The following is a 22,603-nucleotide window of genomic DNA, read 5'->3' as shown; positions in this document are numbered from 1 at the left end:
CGTCGGTGTTGCCGGCCACGGGTGTGGTTCGAGAGCGTCCCGGCGGCCGGTGGAGACCCGGGACATCGAGGAGACGCCGATCCGCGAACGGTTCGACGTTCCACACGCCAGCGAGCAACGATACCAGCTACGCATGACGCCACCACAATCGGGCGAGCGGCTAGATCACCACCGGCGGGCCGGGGTCGGTCGCGCCAGCGGGCCCGGGGATCAGGTAGCGCAGCGTGTCGATGCCCGGGGTGACGCAGGCGTTGTCCTCGATCAGGCCGCCGCCGCGCGCGCTCGCGATGCCCTCCGGCGGGACGGTGTTGGCGTACGGGGTGAACGCGCAGGTCACCCGCTCCCCCTCGGCCGCGACCGCGGGACCGGCGGCGCCGGCGTGCAGGCCCGTCGCGGCCAGCGCGACCATGCCGAGCACGGCCGGTGCGCCGAAGAAGCCCTTCTTGACCTTGCCGATCAGCTTGCCCCGGCGATCGTCGTCGTCGGGCTCGGCCAGCGCGTGCCGCGGCGATCCGCTCGCCTGCGCGGGCGGTCCGGCGACGATGCCCGCTGGACTCGGCGGCGGACCGGTCTGCGGCGCCGGGGCGCCCCAGCCGACCTGCGCGGCGTAGCCCTGGCCGGGATGCTGCGACTCGGGATAGTCGTCCTCGTCCAGCTCCGGCTCGGTGACCAGCAGATGCGCCGCGCCGAGCACCAGCGCGTGCATCGGATGGTCGGCCACGTGCAGGCGCTGGCCCAGGTGGTTCTGGAAGGCCAGGCGCAGCGCGTCGTTGAAGCAGACATTGCCCGCCAGCAGCACCGTCGAGGTGTCGGCGCCGATCGAGCGGGCCGCCGCCATCGCCTCGATGACCACATTGTCGGCCGAACGGGCGTCGCGCAGCGCCTCCGCGGTCACCGCGACCTCGACCGATTCGGTCGGCTGGTCGTCGTCCCCGTGCACCGCGACGACCAGCAGGGCGCGGCCGTCGGAGTACACACCGGTCGCGCCGATGCCGTGCCGGTGCCGCTCGCTGGGCGGCGAGACCAGCCCGAGCGCGCGCACGTAGCCCGACAGGGCGACGCTCTCCGGCAGCGGCTCGACCACCACGTCGAGCTGCTCGACGAGCGCGGCGTAGGTGTCGACCTTCTCGTCCGGCCAGCTGTCCGGATACGGCAGCGCGACCAGCTGCGGCTTGCCGCGCAGGTACTTGCCGACCGCGGCCAGCGGGTTGTACAGCCGGGCCCGGAACACCAGCTCGGCGGGCCAGGTGGCGCCGGCGATGACGATCTGCGGGTGCCCGAGGATGTCGCGCACGTCGGCGATCGCCATGCCGAGATCCGGGCGCTGCCGGTCGACACCTGCGGTGTGCAGCCTGCCTGCGGCATCGGCGAGCAGATAGGCGGGTGGGGTGTAGGTGCCCTCCACCTGAACCGGGCGGATCGGGGTCTCACCGCCGCCCGCGGCAACGGACACCACATCCCACCCCAGATGCAGGGCCCCAACTCGAACGGTCACAGGCTCAAGTGTGCCCGGTCGGCGAGCGACACGCGCAGCATGCCCGCCGATACGGCCCTGACCTCGCGATCCCCCGTCACGCCTGCGACTTCTTCAGCCGTAGGCGGCTCCACGTGATGACCGCCAGAATCGAGGTGATCACGATCAGCAGCACGATGTCGAGGATCCAGATCCCCGGCTTGTGTTCCCAGAGCGGATCCTCCTGGGCGCCGATGACCAGCTCGCGCAGGTCGACGGTCGCCGCGCCCGCGGCATAACCCCAGCGCGACGGGAACAGGTACGACACCTGCTCGAGGCCGACCCGGTCGGTCACCGGGATCAGGCCGCCCGCCATCACCAGCTGCACCATGATCATCACCACGAGCATCGGCATGACCTGCTCGTTGGACTTGGCCAGGCTCGACATCAGCAGGCCGAACACCACACAGCAGACCGCGGTCATCGCGATGTCGAAGTACAGCTCGACACTGCCGTTCGGGATCAGCGCACCCTCCGGCGGCGCCTTCTTGCCCAGGAAGGTGATGCCGACCAGCACCGCCGACTGCAGGAACGCGGTCACGCTGAACACCACGATCTTGGCCATCAGATACGCCGACGGCAGCAGGCCGACCGCGCGCTCGCGATAGAAGATCGACCGCTCGCCGACCAGGTCACGCACGGTCAGCGTGGCGCCCATGAAGCACGCGCCGAGGATCAGCACGACCAGCAGCTGCTGCGCCTCACCGCCACTGGATCGCGCGAACGATCCGTCCGGTTGCGCGATCAGCGGGCCCTCGGTGAAACCGTCGCTACCCGGCACCACCAGCGACAGCGCGCCGAGGATGAACGGCAGCACCACCAGGAAGATCAGATAGCCGCGATCGGCGAAGATCAGCCGCAACTGCCTGCGCGCGAGCGTGCTGAACTGGCGCATCCCGCTCGACTGCGGTGGCGCGCCCGCGTTGCCGCGCTGCATCGGCGCCGGTGGTGGCGGCGGTGGCACATACGCCTGCCTGGATCGATAGGCCGCGAAGGCCTGGTCCGGGTTGGCCGCCACCTTGGCGAAGATCTCGGCCCAGTCGGTCGTGCCGAGCGCGGCGCCGACGCCGCCGGGATGACCGGCGAAGGCGGTCTTGCCGCCGGGCGCGAGCAGCACCACCTGGTCGCACATGTCCAGGCAGGCGACCGAGTGGGTCACCACGATCACCACGCGACCGGCGTCGGCCAGTTCGCGCAGCATCTGCATGACCTGCCGGTCCAGCGCCGGGTCGAGACCCGAGGTCGGCTCGTCCAGGATCAGCAGCGACGGACCGGTCAGCAGCTCCATCGCCACCGACGCGCGCTTGCGCTGACCACCGGAGAGCCGGTCGACGCGGGTGTCGGCGTGCTGGGTGAGCGAGAGCTCCTGGAGCACGCCGTCGATCACCTGCTGGCGGTCGGCCTTGGTGGTGTCGGGCGGCAGCCGCAGTTCGGCGGCGAAGCCGAGGGCCTGGCGGACGGTGAGCTGCCGGTGCAGCACGTCGTCCTGCGGGACCATGCCGATGCGGGAGCGCAGCGCCTCGTACTCGGCGTGCAGGTTGCGCCCTTCGAAGGTGACCACACCGCCGGAGGGCTGGGTGCTGCCCGCGATCAGCTTCGACAGCGTCGACTTGCCCGCGCCGGACGGGCCGATCAGCGCGGTCAGCGTGCCGCGACCGGCCTGCATGTTGACATCGACGAGCAGCTGCTTGTTGCCCTCGACGGTGAATCCGACCCCGTGCACCGTCAGGCCGAGCTCGGCGACCGGCTTCTGCCGATGCGCCAGCGCGCCCTGGGTGACGACGAAGTCGATGTTGCCGATGGTGACGATGTCGCGCTCGCGCAGCACCGTGCGCTGCTGCCGGTGACCGTTGACGAAGGTGCCGTTGGCCGACCCGAGGTCCTCGATGACCAGGCCCTCCCCCGAGGACACCAGGCGCGCGTGCTTGCGCGAGGCCAGCGGATCGTTGACGACGATCTGGTTGTCGGAGGTACGGCCGATGCTCAGGCCGCCGGGCGGAATACGATCGCCGCGCGCCACCGGCTCGGTCGAGGCCGACTTGCGCACGGGCGGCAGCATCGAGGAGTCGGCGCGGCGGGTCATGTTGATGTTGTCCTGCGGCGCCATCGGCTGGGACGGCAGCTGCGAGGTCGGCACGTACTGCGGCTGTTGCTGCGGCGCCGGTCTGGACGGTGGCTGGTAGGGCTGCTGCTGCGGACGTTGCGGCGGACGTTGCTGTTGCTGCGGCTGCGACGGCGGTGCGAGCATCGTCGCGGCGTGCCGCGAGGACGGCGCCGCGGGCACCAGATGCAGCAACGGCCCACTGATGGCGTCCCCCAGACGCACCTGTGTGGGCCGATCGATCGATACAGGCTGGCTCAGCCTGCGCGCGTCGACGAAGACGCCGTTGGTACTGCCGTTGTCGGCGAGTACCCACGCGCCGTTCTGGAAGCGCAGAGTGGCGTGCACGCGCGAGACCAGCGGACTGTCCACGAACAGCGTCACTTCGGGCGCCCGGCCCATGGTGATCTGCTGACTCGCTTCGAAGACTCGTTCGGTTCCATCATGGCGCACGGTGATGGTCTGCGCCCCCGGTGAAGACATGGAGCGGATACTATGCCATCGCCCGGACATCGGCGGTGCCCCCGAGACGGCTTCAGTCCCGATCCGGCGATCGACCTGCACAAGTATCCGGCCGACCAGGGGGACTGATGCCGAAACCCCAAGTGCTCATTGCGATCACCGCCGTGCTATGCGCATTGCTGAGCACCGGCTGCACGCGGGCGATCGAGGGCCACGGGGTCTCGATCTACGACGATCCGTTCCAGGTGGCCGGGCTGCCGACCACCGGTGGCCCGAACGGGCCGCGGCCGAACGTGCCGGATTCGGAGCTGACCGCGTCGAACGGGGACGGCGGCGAGGTCGACGCGCTGGCGCTCAACGCGATCGACGACATCCAGGCGTACTGGAAGGACGCGTTCGGCATCGAGTTCCGCGGCGAGACCTTCGAGCCGGTGGAGAAGCTGGTGTCCTGGAACGCCAGGGCCTCGCGCAACCAGGCGGTCGATTTCTGCAAGGAGACCACCTACCACCTGGTCAACGCCGCCTACTGCCGCAGCGACAACTCCATCGGCTGGGACCGCGCGATGCTGCTGCCCACCATGACCGAGACCTTCGGGAAGATGTCGGTGGTCATGGTGCTGGCGCACGAATACGGCCACGCCATCCAGACCATGGCCAAGCTGGTCACCAAGAAGACCCCGGTCCTGGTCAAGGAACAGCAGGCCGACTGCTTCGCCGGCGCGTTCATGCGGCACGTCGCGGAGGGCAAGTCCAAGCACTTCACGATCAACACCTCCGACGGCCTGAATTCCGTTCTCGCCGCCACCGTTTCGATCCGCGACTCCGACCCGGACGACCCCGAGAGCGTGCACGGTTCGGCCTTCGAGCGCGTGACGGCGGTGCAGATCGGCTTCACCGACGGCCCGCGCGGTTGCAAGGGCATCGACGACGAGGAGATCGACCAGCGCCGCGGCAATCTGCCGCAGAGCTTCTCCGGTGACCAGGGCCGCGGTGAGTACCCGATCACCAAGGAGAACCTGGTCGAGCTGAGCAAGGCCCTGCAGTCCATCCTGCCGGTGAAGGAATCCCCTGCCTACGAGTACTCCGGCGCGAAGATCGACTGCAAGGACGGCACGGCGACCGAACCGGTCACCTACTGCCCGGCCAGGAACGTCATCGCCACCGACGTGCCCGGCCTGGCCCAGCGCGGCTCGGCCGACACCGACGACGACGGCCCGCTCCCGGTCAAGGTCAGCGGCGACTACAACGGCTACGTCGTGTTCATCTCCCGCTACACCCTCGCCGTCCAGCGCAGCCACGGCCAGGCGCTGACCGGCGCGAAGACCGGCCTGCGCGCGGCCTGCCTGTCCGGTGTGGTCACCGGCAAGCTGGCCCAGCCCGGCCGCCCGGCCAGCCAGGGCGACATCCAGCTCTCCGCGGGCGACCTCGACGAGGCGGTGTCGGGCCTGCTCACCGACGGCCTGGCCGCCAGCGACACCGAGGGCAACACCGTGCCGAGCGGATTCTCCCGGGTCGACGCCTTCCGGGCGGGCGTCCTCAACGGCGAGACCACCTGCCTGTCGCGGTACTCCTAGCCGAACGGCGGCGGCGCGGCGGGCTCGTAGCGCAGGACGCGGTTGCCGATCATCACCTCGGTGCCGGGGATCAGCGCCATCGGCTGGTTGGGCGTGAGCCGGATCCAGTCGCGGTAGCCGGGCAGGCGGGTGCGGGTGCCGTTGGTCGACCCGCGGTCGACGAGCTGGACATCCCAATTCACCAGGTGCACTTCGGCATGCGCGCGGGACATGCCGCCGGAGGTGTCGTCGACGCGCAGCGGGATGAGCCCGCGCTGGGCGGCCTCGGAGTTCTCCGGGTCGCGGCCGATCACCGCGTCGGCGGCCAGCAGGTAGGTCATGCCGTCGTCGAGGACGAGCATGCCCAGCGGCGGGCGCACCACCTCGCTGAGCGCCTGGGTCTGGTCGACCGGCATGCCGCAGACCGTGCAGAAGGCCGAGCGCGGATCGCTGGGATGCGCACGCGCGCACTTGAATCCCATCACCTTGACGGTGAGCACCGTCGACCTGGCCGTCGCCTCGAGCCGGCGCTGCAGGTCGGGGTCGGGTTCGGGCGCCGGGTTGGTGCCCGCGTTCCTGGTCTCCGCGGTGTGCGGGTCGACGGCCTGGTGCGCCGGTCCGGTAGCGCTGGTGGCCGCGTCCATCAGTGACGTCGCCGGCTGCATTCCGGTGGCGGGCGGCTCGACCGGTCGCGAATCCGCTTGCGCCGGACGCGGTTCCCGATCGATCCGGGCGGTGGGCGGTGGTGGCCTGCGGGTGCCCGCCGCGGGATCGGCGGTGCGGACCCGGGAGCGGGTCCCGTTGGACCACATCACGGCGCCGCCCGCCTGCGCGATGCCCTCGACCAGCCACCCGACACCACGCTCCGGCGGCAGATCGGGGATGCGGCCCTTGGCGTCGTCGACGAACAGCGCGACCGCCGTGGCGGGCTCGGACGCCACCCGGTCGACGGTGAACGCGGCGTCACTGCCCCGGTAGTACTCGGTGGTGCCGTCCCCGGCGAGCACCGCCGTCACCGCACCGTGCAGGAAGATCGCGACCCCACCGTTGTCGGCGGCCGAGAGCACCCCGAAATCGATCGGCGTGCCCGGCGAGATCTGCTCGGCGTACTTCATCAGCCAGCGCGTCGCCTCGCGCGCGACCACCGCGCCGGGGCCACCCGGAACTTCCTCGGCGGCGGCGCGCACGAGCTCGGCCAGCGACTCCAGCGCGACCGCCGCGGTGTCGTCGGGGGTGAGCCTGCCGTGCCCGCGATGCGCGACGACGATCACCGCGCCCGCGACCCGCGCGACAGCGTGACTTCCGAGCACGACTTCGACCTGCCGATCCCTCACAGGTATCGGCCTCTACCGGAACTGCGCAGCAGGGTCGTCGCCATGCCCTCCAGACTATGGCAAACCCGCCCACATAGGTCCCCCTGGGCGGCCTTGGTCCGTTGACGTCCTCCCCGCAGTGGCGCGGGGATTCCTACCGCGGCGGACGCCGCTTCGGTGGGTTCTTGCTTCACAGGGGCCGGCTTGCGGTCTAAGCCGAAAGACTGACAGCCCCTCCACAAGCGTTTAGCCTCTCCGCCCGTCCGGCGGCGAGAATGTTCTTGGCGGCGTTCAGATCGCGATCATGAGTCACCCCGCACGACCCGCACGTCCATTTCCGAACGTCGAGGCGCTTCGGCCCGTCGAGCAGCCCACACATCGAGCACAACTGCGACGACGGACAACGATCGACCTTGATGAAAGTTCGCCCGAACCGCTCGGCCTTGTCCATCAGCATTCGAGTGAACACGGCCCACCCGGCGTCGTGGACCGACTTACCGATCGCTGTCCGTGCCAGGCCTCGTACACACAGGTCCTCGACATAGACCGCTTGGTTTTCGCGGACGATTTTCGTGGATACCTTGTGCGCCCAGTCCCGGCGCGCGTCTCGAACCTTCGCATAGGCTTTGGCGAGCCGCACGCGCGCCTTTGCCCTGTTCAACGAACCTTTCATCTTGCGCGACAGATGCTGATGCGCCCTGCGTAACCGACGCTCAGCTTGCCGAAAGAACCTCGGAGACTCGATCGTGGACCCGTCGGACAGCACCGCGAAGTTCGCTAGGCCCAGGTCGATACCCACCTCGGACGCGCATGCTGGAAGCGGTCCGTCGCTGGTCGTCACCACGAAGGAAGCGAAGTACCGACCGCTGCTGTCGCGAACAATCGTGACCGACGATGGATCACTGGGCAAGCTCCGCGACCACCGGACTGCGATGTCACCGATCTTGGCAACGTACAGGCGGCCGTTGGGGCGCAGGCTGAACCCATTACGGGTCAGCCGAATCGTTTGACGGGAGTCCTTTCGAGATCGAAACCGCGGCGCACCGATTCTCGGACCACGACGCTTTCCGGACAGGGAGGCGATCCAGTTCCGATATGCCGCCCTCGCGTCCTGGCATGCCTGCACCAGCACCACGGCCGACACTTCGGCCAGCCAGGCACGCTCCGAGGTCCGCTTCGCCTCTGTGACAACACATTTCTGGATCTCGGTGTCCGACAGGCTTGTCCCCGCAGCACGAGCCTGCCGGCGCAGCCGGAGACTGTCGTTGAATACCACGCGCGAGCACCCGAATGCCCTGGCCAGCGCGATCTGCTGGCCTGGTGTCGGGTAGACCCGGAAGAGATACCTCAACAACACTCGGCAACAATAGCATTGAGCTATGACCGCTCCGGTTGGCTCGGTAGACGGCAGTTCGGGCACCGGCCCGGCTATCATGAAATCCACCTCGACCGGTCGAGCCGACACAGGTGTGGCGGTGCGAGGTCCGACGATCGTTGTCGCGGACACCGCGTAGGAGCACAGGGGCACTGTGATGATCTATTCGACGAAGATCCGCATCGCGTCCGCACTCTGCTGTGCCACGATCGCCGCCGCCCTGACCGGCTGCGCGGTCACCGGGACCCCGGTCGCCGCCGAACCCGATGTGCGCGGACTGGAGACGGGCACCTACGCCACCGATCACCACAGCTACGACGACACGGCGGGCAGCCTGGGCGCGCTCGTCGAGGGCACGCGCATGTCCGCGGCCGTCGTGCCCGCCGTGCGCATCGATCCGTCGCTGTCGCACGGCCGCGGCGGCACCGTGGTTCCCGATGTGGAGCGGGCGCTCGATTTCGTCGCCAATGTCTCCAAACCCGTTCTGGAGAACCGCAAATTCGTCACCGGGTACGCCGCACTCGGCTCCGACAAGGCCGATCCGTCGGGTCAGAAACGTCCGGCCGCCGACGCGACCGCCGTCACCACCGCCGTCTTCCGCTTCCCGGACGCCACGGCGGCCACCCTCGCCGCCCGTGAGCTCGAGGACGTCGACCTGGCGGTGTCGCCGGACAACCGCAAGCTGCCTTCGACGAAATACCCCGAGGCCTATGTCCATTGGCGTCCGAACGTGCCGACCATCGGCGCGTTCCTGGCGCACAAGGAGTTCGTGATCTCGCTGTTCATCCAGCGCCCGCGCGCGGATGCCGCCGACCTCACCGCGTGGGTGGACAAGACCCTCGCCGCCGAGCTCACCCAGCTCGCCACCTTCTCCCCCACCCCGTTCGACGAACTCGGCGACCTCCCGATCGACCCGGAGCGGCTGCTCGCCCGCGCCGTCGTGCAGGACCGCGCCAGCGAACACCCCGACCAGCACTCCTTCGCCGTCTACAGCCCCGCCCACCTGGTCAACAACGCCGACGACCAGACCACCCGCCAACGGCTGGTCGACACCACCGGCGCCGAGAGCATCGCCCTCGTCGACGGCGGCTCCATCACCCGGGTCCGCGACCTGGCCGCCGCCAATGCCCTGATGACCGGCCTCATCGACAGCGCGGGCCACTACGACACCCTGCCCGCCCCCACCGATATCCCCGGCGCCAAATGCCTGCAACTCACCAACGAGGGCGACGCCGAGGAGGAGTACAAATACCGCTGCTACGTCCCGTACAAGCGTTATCTCGGCATCGTCAGTTCCGACCAGGAACCCGACGTCCGCCAGAAGATCTCCGCCCAGTACGCCCTGCTCGCGAATAGTTTGTGAGACCGGGCCGCGCACCAGCGCCGCCCCATCCCCGAATTCGGTGACGTAGTATTCCGCCGACCATCGTTTCGGGGAGGAATGATCGTGTTACGAGCCACGAGACCAGTCAGGACCGCGTGTGCCGCCCTGGCGGCCACGATGCTGGCAGGTGTCGTCGCGGCCTGTGGCACCGGCGACCCGGCAGCCGGGGCGACCGATGTTCCGGTGGACCTCACCACGCTCGACGTCGGCGCCTACGCCACCCAGCCACGCCAGGTCGGCACGGTCGCGAACCACGATCAGGCGCGGTTCATCGAAGCCGAGCGGCTCGGTGACCACGTCCCCACGCCCGCCGACATCGATCCGCGTTTCATCCACACCAACTCCTCGATCGCCACGGTGTTCATCGATGCCGAGGCGTCGCTCGGCAAGATCATGGCGGTCGATCGTTTCGGCGAGATCGCGCCGGACTTCATCGGCGGTTTCGTGAGTTCGGCGGAGACCGCGGGCCACAACAAGGGCATCGACATGGTCAATGCCGTGATGATCTTCCCCGACGAACAGAAAGCCGCCGCCGCGGCGACCGCGCTCGAACGACTCGATTTCGGTTACGCGCCGAACAATCAGCCGATCGAGATTCCCGGTTATCCCGCCGCGAAAGCGCATTGGCAGCCCGACCAGCAGTCGATCGGATCCTGGTTCGCCACCGGCCATCTCGTGATCTACACCTGGTTCTACGACTACCTGAAGATCTATCTGGAGAAAGTCGACAAGCAGGCGCTGCTCGACCTGACCCGCAAGAGCCTCGACACCATCGTGCCCTCGGTCGCGAAGTTCACCCCGACCCCCGTCGACCAGCTGATGACGCTCCAGCGTGATCGCGAGAACATGCTCGGCCGCACCGCGCCCCGCCCGCGCGAGGATTCCTGGATCAACCCGCCGGGTGTCTACGCGGGTCGCACCGCACGGCATTTCTCCTCCGATCCGGAGAGCACCACGAAGATGATCGACGACAACGGGGTGGACCTGTTCGCCAACGACGGCTCGGATGTCTACCGCGCGCGCGACATCGCGGGCGCGCGGGCGGTGCGCGACGAACTCGGCGGCCTCACCCGCAAATTCACCGCCGCGGACCCACCGAAGAATCTGCCGAGCGCCCGGTGCAAGGAATACATCGGCCGGGAGAAGCTGGCTGTCCGTTTCTACTGCGCGGTGTCCTACGACCGCTACGCCGCCTACGTCTGGTCGAACCAGCTCCTCGATGCCCAGCAACGCATCTCCGCCCAGTACGCCCTGCTGGTGAACGCCCGATGAGCAGCCCGAAGCGCACCGCGACGGTGCTGATCGCCGCCCTGCTGACCGCCGCCCTCACGGCCTGCGGTGCCACCGTGTCCGGCTCCGGCGTGCCGGGTGAGATCGATATCCGCTCGCTCGATGTCGGCGCGTATCCCACCGAACCGCCCAATGCCCACGACGACGATCCGATTCCGGCCTTCTACGAGATGTACAAGCTGGCCGCCATGCGGATCGCCGACTACGCGATCAGCGCCTACGACATCGATCCGCAGATGATCTACGGCAACCGGGCCGACGCGAACAACGCCCGGCTGATGCCGTCGGAACTCGGCAACGAGACCGCGATGTCGGCCATCGCGCAGAAATACAAGATGCTCTACGGCTTCCATTCCAGCGGTGCCTCGAAGGATCTCAGCGTCGCCACCAGCGGTACCTGGCCGACCAAGAAGGACAACAACTGGTTCACCGCGACCACGATGATCCTGCAATTCCCCGACGCCGAGCGCGCCACCGCGGCTGCCCGGGAATTCCACGACGCCGACTTCGCCGCGCAGGAGGGGCGCAACCAGCCGGTGTCGCTGCCGAAATACCCTGCCGCCCATGCCCAGTGGCGTCCGGACTCGCCGTTCGTCCGGGTGCTGTTGCCGCACGGTCCGTATGTGATCGCCTTCCTGCTGTCGGTGGCGAGGCCCGACCTGCCCGCGCTCACCGCCCTGGCCGAGTCGGCGCTGACCAAGCAGATCGAGGCGCTGGCCGCGACGACGCCGCTGACCGACGAGCAGCTCATGACCCTGCCCTGGGACCCCGATCACGTCCTGATGCGGACCCTCAACCCCGATGGACTGACCGGCCCCGAGAGCTCGTACTACCTGGTCACCGGCGCGCGCGGCATCCAGCACTACTCTGGCGGCCCGCTCCCCGACCACCGCGAGTACATCGGGCAGCAGCTCACGAAGATGAACGCCCAGCAGGTCGCCATCTCGTGGGGCTCGATCGGCATCCGCACTCCCGACGCCGAGTCGGCCCGCCGCGCGGTCGCCGAGAAGCTGTTCCTCTGGCCCACCGCGACCGACGTCGCGCCACCGCCCAACCTCACCGACGCGACCTGTGTGGAGAACAAGCAGCTGGCCGCGAAGAAGCGCTTCAGCTGCATCCTCGCCTACAAGCAGTACGTCGGGATCGTCAGCAGCGAACAGCTCCTCGACGCTCAGCAACGCGCGGCCGCGCAGTACGCCGTCTTCGCCAACAGCCGGTGAGCTGAGGACTGCGCGTCGACAGGGCGGCCAGTATGCTCCCGCCGGAGCGCGGCACAGCAACGAGTCAGGAGACCGAAAGAGATGACGATGAGCCCGGGCACCATCGTCGGTGGCTACCGAATCATCCGCAAGCTGGGCGCGGGCGGCATGGGCTCGGTCTATCTGGCCGCGCATCCGAGCCTGCCGCGCACCGACGCGCTCAAGATCCTCAGCCCCGAGCTCAGCCGCGACCCCGAGTTCCGCGCCAGGTTCGAACGCGAAGCCAATCTCGCCGCCGGCCTCGATCACCCGAATATCGTCTCGGTCTACAACCGCGGCGAGGAGCACGGCCAGCTGTGGATCGCGATGCAGTTCGTCGAAGGCACCGACGCTGCCGCCGAACTCGCCCGCGACCCGCACGCGATGACCCCGCTGCGCGCCCTGCGCATCACCACCGAGGTCGGCAAGGGCCTGGACTTCGCGCACCATCGCGGCCTGCTGCACCGCGACGTCAAACCGGCGAACTTCCTGCTCTCGGACACCTACGGCGACGACGAGCGGGTGCTGCTCACCGACTTCGGCGTGGCCAAGTCGACCGACGACGCCTCCGAGCTCACCCAGACCGGCAGCTTCCTCGCCACCATCGCCTATGCCCCGCCGGAGCAGCTGTCGGGTGGTCATCTCGACCACCGCGCCGACGTCTACAGCCTGGCCTGCGCCTTCTTCAAACTCCTCACCGGCCAGAACCCGTATCCCGCAACGCAACCGGCCCTGGTGATGATGGGCCACCTGCACGAACCGCCGCCCCGCGCGACCGCCGTGCGTCCCGGCCTGCCACCCGCGATCGACCAGGTCTTCGCCCGCGCCATGGCGAAGAATCCGAACGAGCGGTTCTCGACCTGCCGCGAATTCACCACCGCCGCGACCGCCGCCCTCGTCCCCGGCTCGCATCTCCCCGGCCAGCACACCTCGCCGACCTACCCGATCCAGACGCACACCCAGTGGTCGCCCAACGCCGTCACCGCGATCGGCGCGACGAATCCCGGTGAACCACCGAAGAATTCGAAGAACCGGCTGGTCCTCGCCGTCGGCGCGCTGGTCGCCGTCGTCGCGGTGGCCGCCGGGATCGGCATCTGGGCCGCCCGCGGTGACAGTCCGCAGGTCGGCGGCTCGGGCACGACGACGGTCGCGACCGCCGCGCTGAGCCCGCTCGAGCAGGCCCGCAAGGACAACCCGGCCTTCACCGGCAAGACCGTGCTGATGGTCGACGTCGACGCCGACAACAAGGTCGCGACCTACCTGGGCGGCACCCTGCAGACCAAGTTCCTCGAGGACCTGGGTTTCGTCTACAACTTCAACTACACCAAGTCCGGCGAGGAACCCTCCCCCCGCCCCGTCGCCAACTCCTTCGACCGCCTGAACGTCGCCGAGGACAGCTACATCCTCGCCGTCCGCAGCGACGCCAAAGCCGGCGGCGGCGGCCTCCTCGGCCTCCCCTTCCAGATCACCGGCTCCCGCGCCACCGTCATCCCGGTCGACGACCCGATCAGCGTCACGGCCCTGCGCTCCTGGACGTCGAGCTCGGAACAGACCCTGCTGTCCCGGCTGCTCCCGGTCCTGAAGAGCCGCGTGAAGTAGCCCACGCTCGGTGGTCGTTCGCGCCCGGGGAGGGCGGGATCGGCCGATCCGCGCAGCTCGCTGGCGTGGTAGCGCCGCCGACGGGTGCGCTACTATGCCCGCGAGCCAGATCACCGGGGAAGGGTGGCCTGGGACTCGGTCCGAGTCGGTCCACGATCGGATCAGTTGGTCAGTTGGAGGGGGAGAGCGTGCTGCTCAACCGTGGTGCATCGAGAGCGCGCGGAGCGATTCTGGCGGCGGTCGCCGTCGTGGTCGCCGCCGCCGTGGTCGGGTGCGGATCACCGGTGTCGGGGAGCGCGACGCGCATCGAACCGGACAAGTCGGACCTGGATTTCGGCAACTACCAGACCCAGCCGCGCACGGTCGGCAACGCCAAGAGCCTGAACCAGGGACGGGCGTGGGAAGCGCAGCGGCTCGCGGACTATGTGGCCGTGCCCTTCGAGATCGACCCCGCCTACGTCTACGACAATCGCCGGGAATCGCTGGTCCATCCCACGCAGATCGTGCTGAATCGCAAGGGCCTTGGCAAGCTCATCATCAACGACACCTTCGACGAGGTCGCCGAGGATCTGGTCGCCGGCTGGCTGAACACCTGGGCGACCGGTCCGAGCGGGGGTGCGCCGCGCCGCAGCCTCAATCTCTCGGTCCTGATCTTCCCCGACGCCAAGACCGCGGAGACCGTCGCGCCGATCCTCGAGCACGACGACTTCACCTTCAACAGCGACAACGAGTCCGTCTCGATCACCAAGTACCCGAAGACCTACGCGCATTGGCGGCCGTCGGTCTCCTCCATCGGTTCCTGGACGGTCCACGACCGCTACGTGATCTTCATGAAGATCGACGACGAGACCAAGGGACCCGACCTGCCCTCGCTGACCGCGCAGGTCGAACAGGCACTCGCGGTGCAGATTCCGCTGCTGGACAAGTTCGTGCCGACCCCGTCTGACCAGCTCGAGCGGGTCCCGCTGGACCCGACCGGGCTGCTCGGCCGGACCCTGCCCTCGGATCCGTCGGCACCGGTGCGCGCGCAGCCCGACGGATACTCCATCGGACGCGGCGCACTGAGCCTGTTCGCCGATCCGGACGCCGATCTGCTGAACACGTTCACCAAGCACGGCATCGACCTGATCACCTTCGGCGACTCGGTCGTCTTCCGATCCACCACGGCCGCGGGTGCGAAAGCCCTGGTCGACGAGTGGAAGAAGCCGGAAGCGGACTCGAAGGAGGCGGCGGCGCCGTCGAAGCTGGCCGACGCGGTCGCCTGCCGGGCCAACACCTACGAGTCACAGGGCGAGGTGAAAACCTCCGATTACATCTGCTACCTGCAGGTGGACCGCTACGCCGCGCAGATCCGCGACGGGAACCTGCAGGATCTGCATCAGCAGGTCGCCGCCCAATACGTTCTGCTCACCCGCCGATGAGGATGCCCGAGATGAAGAACACCCTGCGGCTGGCCGGGCTGCTCACCATCCTGATCGTCGGGTCGGGTTGCGCGGCGCCCATTTCCGGCCAGGCCAAGCCCGGCATGACGCCGGTCGACCTGGCGACGCTGAAAACCGGCGCGGCGGTCACCGAACCGACCGCCTTCGATCTGAAGTACTCCGACACCGCGAAATCGGTCAGGTTGATCGAGGGGCGGCGGTTGCTCAATGTTCTCGTCCAGCCGATCGATGTCGACCCCGAACTGACGAAGCGCCTCTCCACCAAGGTGTTCGCCGACGGCACGGACATGTCGAAGGACGACGGGCTCCCGGAGCAGTTCAAGGCCGCGGTCGACGGCAACAGCTTCATCGCCGGCGTCACCGCGTCACGCACGAACGGCAGCGTGCGCGATACCAAGGGCCTGCACCTGAGCGTGCTGCATTTCGCGACCGCGCAGGACAGCAAGAACGCGGCGACGGCGATGTACCAGGTGAGCACGTCCGGCGAGAATCCCCGGCAGCCGGTGACGATCCCGGGCTACGCCGAGGCCAACGGGTCTAGCAAGGACGGCACGGCGGTCAGTGTCTTCCAGGCACACGGCCCGTTCGTGATCGCCGTCAGCATGTCGCAGGAGACCGCCGATCCGGCCGGTTTGGCCACCAAGATCAAGAAGACCCTGGATCTGCAGCTGCCCGCTCTCGACAAGTACCGGGTCATCGCCCCCGACGACCTGCTCGACCTGCCGCTCGATCCCGACGGGATCATGCGGCGGGCGACGGGCAAATCGCCGTCGGGCGATCCCTACGGCATGAGCTACCACGAAGAGGACTTCGGCACCTTCGAGCCGTCCGGGATCCTGCACTTCGAGCGGAACCCCGCCGAGGCGAGGAAGGCCTTCGAGGCGGCCGGAGTCGATCTGGTCGGCCGGCGCTTCAGCACCGTGTACCGCACCCGCGATCTCGAGGCCGCGTTCACGCTGCAAACCGCCCTCGCCAAGCGCGGTAAGGGCGATTCCGAACTCGCGCCGCCGCCTGGCATCGCCGACGCCCAGTGCCTGCGGATGGAGGACGAAGACCCGAACCGTGGCTACAACGGGATCTGTGTTCTCGTCTACGGCCGCTACGTCGCCGTTGTCATGTCGCTGGCGAGCGTGTCGAAGGCGGCGCTGCAGGTCGACCCGATTCTGCAGGAACGGACCGCCGCGCAGTACGCGATCCTGAAGAAGAGTGAGTGAACGATGATGCGAAAACTCCGCCTGAGCAGCGCATTGCTGACACTCGGATTCGCGTTGGCCGCGTGCGGCGGCTCCGATGCCGCCGCACCGCAGACCCCGGCTGTCGACGTCACCAAGCTGGACTCCGGCAACTACCCGACGAAAGCGGTCGACCTCGAGCCCAGCCGGGTGCCGACGTCGGGCGCCCTGCGCGAGGCGATCCGGATCGGCGCCGCCACTCCGATCGCCTCCCAGTTCGATCCGCGATTCGTCTTCGCGACCGGCTACAGCGGTGGCCGGCACATCACCGCGATCGACCCGCCGTACTTCGGCGGCTCCGGCATCGAATCCACTGATTTCAACACCGTCGTTCCCGGTGTCGTCGCCGGGTGGGACAGCTCCGCGAATCGCCGGGATCAGCTCTACGCCGGCCGCGAGGTCTCGACGATCACCCTGCGTTTCTCGACGCCGGACCAGGCGAAATTCGCGGCGACCGAACTCTCGAACCGCACACCGAGTTCGGCCTATCAGATCCCGAACTACCCCGACAGCCTGGCCAAGCTGGAGGTCAAGACCGATCCGCTGCGGCTGCAGCACCTGCGCGCCTGGCTGGTGCGCGGCGACATGCTGCTGTCCATCGACGTCACCGATCCGATCGGCCTCCCCTACGACCCGGCCGCGGACGCCGAAGTCGTGCGCAAGTACTTCGACAAACAGCTCGAAATGCTCCGCGCCTATACACCGACGCCGCTGAACGAGATCGACATTCTGCCGCTCGACACCGAGGGCTTGCTGAGTCATGTGCTGCCCACCGAGGCGGCGAAGCGCCCGAAGAAGGGAACCAGCAGCTCCGCGGTGTATCCGCTGCAGGCTGTCCTGCATCTCGAGGAACACCCCGCGGTCCTGGGTCCCGCCTACACCGACGCCGGAGTCGACATCATGGCCTTCGACACCGGCTCCGTGTTCCGCGCGCGGGACGAAGCCGCGGCGGGCCGATTCCGGGCGGCGATGGACAACGAAACGACCGGAAATACCGATTACATGAAGGTCGACAGTCCGCCGAATCTCCCGGTCGTGAATTGCTTCAACGCGAAACCCGAAGTGAAGTACGCGTCCGACGCACCCCCGACGTGCCACGGTGTGATCGGCCGATATGCCTTCGGTGTCTCCGGCACCAACCTGCAGGACGTTCACCAGCGGGCCGCCGCACAGTACAAGCTGCTGGTCGGGTTCAGCTGACCCGCACGAGCACTGTGGGGTGCGACAGCACCTGCTAGATTGCCCTGTTGGGACGTGCACTGCGGGGCGCGCGAAGGATTGAGGAGACGCGAATGGCCTTGCGGCCCGGCGCAATTGTGGGTGGCTACCGAGTGATCAAGGTACTCGGCGCCGGTGGCATGGGTACCGTGTACCTCGCCCAGAACCCCAGCCTCCCCCGTCGCGACGCGCTCAAGGTGCTCAGCGGCGACCTGTCCACCGACCCCGAATTCCGCGGGCGATTCGAGCGCGAAGCCAATCTCGCCGCCGGCCTGGACCATCCGAACATCGTCGCCGTCTACAACCGCGGCGACGAGGACGGCCAGCTGTGGATCGCCATGCAGTACGTCGACGGCACCGACGCCTCCGCCGAGGTCGCCAAGGGCCCGAGCGCCATGCCCGCGCACCGGGCCCTGCGCATCATCGGCGAGGTCGGCAAGGGCCTCGACTACGCGCACCGCCGCGGCCTGCTGCACCGTGACATCAAGCCGGCCAACTTCATGATCGCCGCGGCCGAGGACGGCGACGAGGAACGCGTCCTGCTCACCGACTTCGGCGTCGCCAAGTCCGCCGACGACGGCCAGGACCTCACCGCCACCGGCAATTTCATGGCCACCGTCGCCTACGCTCCCCCCGAGCAGCTGATGGGCACCAAGCTCGACCATCGCGCCGACATCTACAGCCTCGGCTGCTCCCTCTACAAACTCCTCACCGGCCAGAACCCCTACCCCGCCACGGTCCCGGCCATGGTCATGATGGGCCACCTGCACGAGCCCCCACCCCGCGCCACCGCCATCCGCCCCGACCTCCCACCCGCGATCGACCACGTCATCGCCAAGGTCATGGCCAAGGACCCGGTCCACCGCTACAACACCTGCCGCGAATTCATCCAGGAAGCCCACAACGCTCTGTTCGGCGCCCCGATGCAGGCGCCGGCGTCCCAGGGATTCCACACCGCCCCACGCATGCCGATCAACGGCCCGGCCACAGCAGCCACCGACGTAGTCAACCCACAGTGGGGTACCGACCCGAGCCGAGCTGTCGCCACACCCCAGTGGGGTAACGATCCCCGCGGGGCGCTCGTCGGCCAGCAACGCGGTGTCTCCGAGGCTGACCTCGTTACCGCCCGCAATCCCTCCCCCTCCCGAGAGAAGCGCACCAAGAAGTTCCTTCTCCCTGGTTTGATCGCACTGATGGTCGCAGCGCTCGTCGGTACGGGCGTGTTCGTGCTTACCAAACAGAACGGTTCCTCAAACAGTGGCGGCGCCGATCCGATAGCCCAGGTCCGCGCCGATCACCCCGAATTCAGTGGGAAGACGATCACCGCCTACAACTTTGGCAACTCAACACTGTCCGTCGTTCTCAACCCGAGTGATCAGTGGAAGTTCCTGCGCGACTTGGACTTCGACTACAATTCTGAATTCAAAGCCGTAGGAGACGAGAAGTCACCGCGCGCCCTGTCAGTCGGGGACTACACCGTCAAGAACAATACTGACGTTGTCCTCATTTTCCGCACCGACAGCCAAGCCGGAAACGGCGGGTTTCGAGGGCTGCCATACTCCCTGACCAGCGGAAACGGCAAGATTGTCGTGATCGACGATCCGTCGACGGTTCAAGCATTTCAGGTATGGAGTGAACAGTCGCAGAAGATTCTGATCGATAAGGTTGTGCCGGCCATATCGAAGTCACTCAAATAGAGCAGGGGGAGAATGCTACACACGGGATATCGAATGCGGCACCTCAGGGCAACTGCCGCTGCAATCGCCATAGCGCTGTGTAGCGGCTGCGGTTCGACTATCGCAGGAAACCCGCAACCCGGCGCGACACCTGCCGATATCAAAACCCTGCGTTCTGGACCCTTTACATCAGAACCCGAAACTTTCGAACTTAAGGACGGGTACGGCGCCCCAGAACAAGTTCGATTAATAGAGGGTCGGCGACTACTCAACTACCTCATCCAACCTATCGATATCGACACCGATGTCCAGGAACTGCGCGACGCCGAGGTCTTCGCCGCGCACACGAACATGCCCGATATTCAAGGCATCACCGATACCCATAAACAAGTAGTCAAGAACAATGTGAAATTCATCGCCGGAGTTGCTGCAAGCCGCACCAACGGCAGCCTTAGAAGTCCAAAAGAAATAAGTGTCGCCGTACTGCAATTCGACTCCGACACAGAAAGTAGTCGAGCTGCCCAGGAGTTCAACCGGATTTCAATGGAGGCCGTCGGCCGAGCCAACCTGGATCTACCCGGAGTACCCAACTCATACTCATCGGTGCTGGATGGACGCCAAATTGATTCGTGGCAAGCTCATGGCCCATACGTAATCCTTGTCAGCGTAAAGAGGTCGGTTGCAGAATATGATGGCACCATATCGAAGGTCAAGGACGCGTTGTTAGCGCAGAATTTTGCGCTGGACAGCCAGGCGCCGATACCGTTGGACGACGTGCTGGACCGACCTCTTGATCCCGAGAACATAGTAAGACGGACGATGACTCTCAGTGGTCGAGATTCAATTTTGTCCACGGATGATTTCGGTCCATACCGAGCTGCCGGGATCCTCCATTTCGAGAGAAATCCGGCCGCAGCGCGCAAAGCATTTGAAGAGGCCGGCGTTGACATAATAGGCCAACGAGCTAGCACCGTTTACCGAACGCGCGATCTTGCAGCAGCATTCCGACTACAGACCTTCCTGGCGAAAGCGGGTAAGGATGATAGCCCGCTCGACCCGCCGCTCGGAATTGCCGATGCGCAATGCGTCCGCTTCGATAACGTCGATGAGCGCGGAAACAACGCCATGTGCGCCGTTGTATACGGAAGATTCGTGGCCGTCGTCACCGCAAAATCGATCGGCCACGCTCAATTCGATAGTGGCCTCCAGGAACGTGCCGCCGCACAATACGCTATCCTGCAGAAATGCGAGTAGTTGATGAGAACACGATACTCGGCTTTTGCGATCACCCTTATGATTACGCTCGGAGCGTGCGGAAGTAACGAATCCACGGCTCCATCAATCGACGCAACCAATCTCGATGTTGGCAATTACTCGACAACACCATTGGATGTCGAGACCCTTCGCAAGCCCTCCTCAGGCGCTGTCCGTGAAGCCATCCGCATCGGTGACATAACGCCTATACCGTTCGAGTATGACAGCAGATTCGCATTCGGGCTCGACTATCCCAGAAGCCAGATCATCACCCCAGACGAGCCGCCATATCCGGATGAGTTCGGCATCGACCTCAAACGGGAACAATTTACGACAGAGTTTCCCGGGTTGGTCGCTGGGTGGCGTACTCACGCGACCCGTCGTCTTAACTCTGGTATGGGTCGGAACATCGACACATATACCGTCAGATTCGACTCGACAGATAGTGCACGCAATGCCGTGGACAAGATGGGGAGGCTCGCCCCAGGCGATACCCACCCGGTTGATGGCTACCCCCAGGCCATAGCGAAGGTAATTCCGCCGGAATCAGAGAATTCAGCGAAGATTTCCACTTGGCTTGCCCATGAGGATATGGTCCTCATCGTCCACATTACCGATCCGGTAAGTCGCCCGCTCGATCTGAGAGATAATACTGAACTGGTTCGAAAATTCTACAGCAGCCAAATCCAGCGGCTACAAACCTACTCACGGACTGCGCTCGCTGCAATTTCGCAACTTCCGCTCGACTTCGATGGAATGTTGAGTCGCACCTTCCCTGCCGAAAAGGCCACTAGTAAAATTGCCGCATATCCTGCACATGTTGCACTGTCGCAGATGCAGATGCCGGTCCCAGCCTCTGCAGCTTTTACGGACGCTGGCGTAGATGTCGTTGTTCAGAGTGGCGCGATAGTGTATCGCGCCAAGGACGCCGCGGGGGCCGAGCGTCTGTCGGCCGCGTTTGCAAACGGCGTGTTGAGCGCAGGACAGCCCACTGGGGAGGCCGCTCCACCCCCTAACCTGCCATCAGCTAGTTGCAGTCCGGCAGGCCCTGATCGATCCCAACCCCCGACATGCAGATTCACAGTTGGCCGATACTTGGTCCGAATTGCTGGCGCAAATCTGCAGGACACGTATCAACGCGTTGGAGCACAATACCGGCTACTGGCCGATCATGATTGATCCCGCTCGCGAAGTTGCCAGGTTCGATAAGAAAGGGGTGGGTTCAAGCCGTACGGACTGAACCCACCCCTCGACGAGGATATTCGTCAGGGTGCGAGCATCGCCGCCAGTCGCGCGTCGGTAGCACGCATGTTTTCAGCGCCGGACAGCGTGGTCGCGCCGATCTTCTGCAGACTCGCGTTCAAGTTCAGCGAATCGTTCGACCACTTCGTCTGCATGATGGTGAAGGCGACCGAGCCCTCACCTTCCGACCAGTGCTCTTCGATGAAGCGCTGGAACTCGTTCTCGTAGTCCTGCAGCGCGTTGGTGATGTTCTGCGCCTGGGTCTTCAGACCCGAGCCCGCGTCGTCGATCGCTGCGAAGTCGTACCTGATTGAACCGATGTCAGCCATTAGGATTCCTTTCCAGTGTTATTAGGTGCGAAGTTATGTGGACGAGGTGTCCATGTTCAACTGCTGTGCCTGAATGATCTGCTGAGCGTTCTCGACCTCGGCGTTGTCGATCGTGCCGGCAATCGTGCCGACCGTGTCGGCGGCGGCGTCGAGCGCATCGTTCAGCTTCTTGGCGTTGCTGAGGTACTCCTGCATCGACGTCTGGAAAGCCCGACCGGCCTCACCCTGGAACGAAGGGTTGTTGACATCGTTGGCGTGCGCCTCGGCGCGGGTGATCATCCCCTGGATGTCGGCATGCTTCTGGTTCATCTTGTCGGAGAACGTCCTGATCTGGTCAGGAGTTGCGTTGAAACCCATCTTCTGGCTCCTTCGTGGTCAAGGT

The 22,603-nt window shown here is 66.4% G+C and carries 17 protein-coding genes; 11 read left to right on the top strand and 6 right to left on the bottom strand.

Going from position 1 to position 22,603, the window contains the following annotated elements; all coding sequences use genetic code 11:
* Nucleotides 1-160: 160 nt before the first annotated feature.
* Nucleotides 161-1,495, bottom strand: a complete 1,335-nt coding sequence (locus AB0H54_RS18470; RefSeq protein ID WP_357346533.1) for a hypothetical protein — start codon at nt 1,493-1,495, stop codon at nt 161-163.
* Nucleotides 1,496-1,571: 76 nt separating this feature from the next.
* Nucleotides 1,572-4,097: an FHA domain-containing protein gene (locus AB0H54_RS18465; RefSeq protein WP_357346532.1), complete on the bottom strand. Its 2,526-nt coding sequence runs from the start codon at nt 4,095-4,097 to the stop codon at nt 1,572-1,574.
* Between the two features lie 107 nt (nt 4,098-4,204).
* Between AB0H54_RS18465 and AB0H54_RS18460 the strand changes: the two genes are divergently transcribed.
* Nucleotides 4,205-5,650 (top strand): metallopeptidase, encoded by a 1,446-nt coding sequence (locus AB0H54_RS18460; protein ID WP_357346531.1) that lies wholly within the window; start codon nt 4,205-4,207, stop codon nt 5,648-5,650.
* Here the strand turns inward: AB0H54_RS18460 and AB0H54_RS18455 are convergent.
* Nucleotides 5,647-6,939: an FHA domain-containing protein gene (locus AB0H54_RS18455; RefSeq protein ID WP_357346530.1), complete on the bottom strand. Its 1,293-nt coding sequence runs from the start codon at nt 6,937-6,939 to the stop codon at nt 5,647-5,649. The genes AB0H54_RS18460 and AB0H54_RS18455 overlap by 4 nt on opposite strands.
* 214 nt (nt 6,940-7,153) lie before the next feature.
* Nucleotides 7,154-8,299, bottom strand: a complete 1,146-nt coding sequence (locus AB0H54_RS18450; protein ID WP_357346529.1) for an RNA-guided endonuclease TnpB family protein — start codon at nt 8,297-8,299, stop codon at nt 7,154-7,156.
* 175 nt (nt 8,300-8,474) lie between these two features.
* Here AB0H54_RS18450 and AB0H54_RS18445 point away from each other — a divergent pair, with 175 nt between their 5' ends.
* The 10 genes from AB0H54_RS18445 (at nt 8,475) to AB0H54_RS18400 (ending at nt 21,829) form a co-directional block, all read left to right on the top strand.
* Nucleotides 8,475-9,680: a hypothetical protein gene (locus AB0H54_RS18445; RefSeq protein WP_357346528.1), complete on the top strand. Its 1,206-nt coding sequence runs from the start codon at nt 8,475-8,477 to the stop codon at nt 9,678-9,680.
* 138 nt (nt 9,681-9,818) lie between these two features.
* A complete protein-coding gene (locus AB0H54_RS18440; RefSeq protein ID WP_357346527.1) occupies nt 9,819-10,973 on the top strand; it encodes a hypothetical protein in 1,155 nt (384 codons plus the stop codon).
* Nucleotides 10,970-12,211 (top strand): hypothetical protein, encoded by a 1,242-nt coding sequence (locus tag AB0H54_RS18435; RefSeq protein WP_357346526.1) that lies wholly within the window; start codon nt 10,970-10,972, stop codon nt 12,209-12,211. The genes AB0H54_RS18440 and AB0H54_RS18435 overlap by 4 nt, the downstream gene beginning before the upstream one ends.
* Nucleotides 12,212-12,292: 81 nt before the next feature.
* Complete coding sequence (locus AB0H54_RS18430; protein ID WP_357346525.1) at nt 12,293-13,828, top strand: serine/threonine-protein kinase; 1,536 nt, start codon at nt 12,293-12,295, stop codon at nt 13,826-13,828.
* A gap of 188 nt (nt 13,829-14,016) precedes the next feature.
* On the top strand, nt 14,017-15,249 hold the full coding sequence (locus tag AB0H54_RS18425) for a hypothetical protein (protein ID WP_357346524.1): 1,233 nt from the start codon (nt 14,017-14,019) through the stop codon (nt 15,247-15,249).
* Nucleotides 15,250-15,260: 11 nt separating this feature from the next.
* Nucleotides 15,261-16,484, top strand: coding sequence for a hypothetical protein (locus AB0H54_RS18420; protein ID WP_357346523.1), 1,224 nt, complete (start codon nt 15,261-15,263; stop codon nt 16,482-16,484).
* A gap of 3 nt (nt 16,485-16,487) precedes the next feature.
* Complete coding sequence (locus tag AB0H54_RS18415; RefSeq protein ID WP_357346522.1) at nt 16,488-17,702, top strand: hypothetical protein; 1,215 nt, start codon at nt 16,488-16,490, stop codon at nt 17,700-17,702.
* A gap of 92 nt (nt 17,703-17,794) precedes the next feature.
* Nucleotides 17,795-19,417, top strand: a complete 1,623-nt coding sequence (locus AB0H54_RS18410) for a serine/threonine-protein kinase (protein ID WP_357346521.1) — start codon at nt 17,795-17,797, stop codon at nt 19,415-19,417.
* 33 nt (nt 19,418-19,450) lie between these two features.
* A complete protein-coding gene (locus AB0H54_RS18405; protein WP_357346520.1) occupies nt 19,451-20,650 on the top strand; it encodes a hypothetical protein in 1,200 nt (399 codons plus the stop codon).
* 39 nt (nt 20,651-20,689) lie between these two features.
* The gene (locus AB0H54_RS18400; RefSeq protein WP_357346519.1) at nt 20,690-21,829 is read left to right on the top strand and encodes a hypothetical protein; all 1,140 of its coding nucleotides are present in this window, start codon (nt 20,690-20,692) and stop codon (nt 21,827-21,829) included.
* 86 nt (nt 21,830-21,915) lie between these two features.
* On the opposite strand, the gene AB0H54_RS18395 is transcribed toward AB0H54_RS18400, so the two are convergent.
* Nucleotides 21,916-22,221 (bottom strand): WXG100 family type VII secretion target, encoded by a 306-nt coding sequence (locus tag AB0H54_RS18395; RefSeq protein ID WP_357346518.1) that lies wholly within the window; start codon nt 22,219-22,221, stop codon nt 21,916-21,918.
* A gap of 33 nt (nt 22,222-22,254) precedes the next feature.
* Nucleotides 22,255-22,578, bottom strand: coding sequence for a WXG100 family type VII secretion target (locus AB0H54_RS18390; protein ID WP_357346517.1), 324 nt, complete (start codon nt 22,576-22,578; stop codon nt 22,255-22,257).
* Nucleotides 22,579-22,603: the final 25 nt, after the last annotated feature.

This window comes from Nocardia sp. NPDC050718 (genome assembly GCF_040654235.1).
GTDB lineage: Bacteria > Actinomycetota > Actinomycetes > Mycobacteriales > Mycobacteriaceae > Nocardia.
Note: the sequence above shows the minus strand (reverse complement) of the source record. Positions and strands in the feature narration are given on the sequence as shown.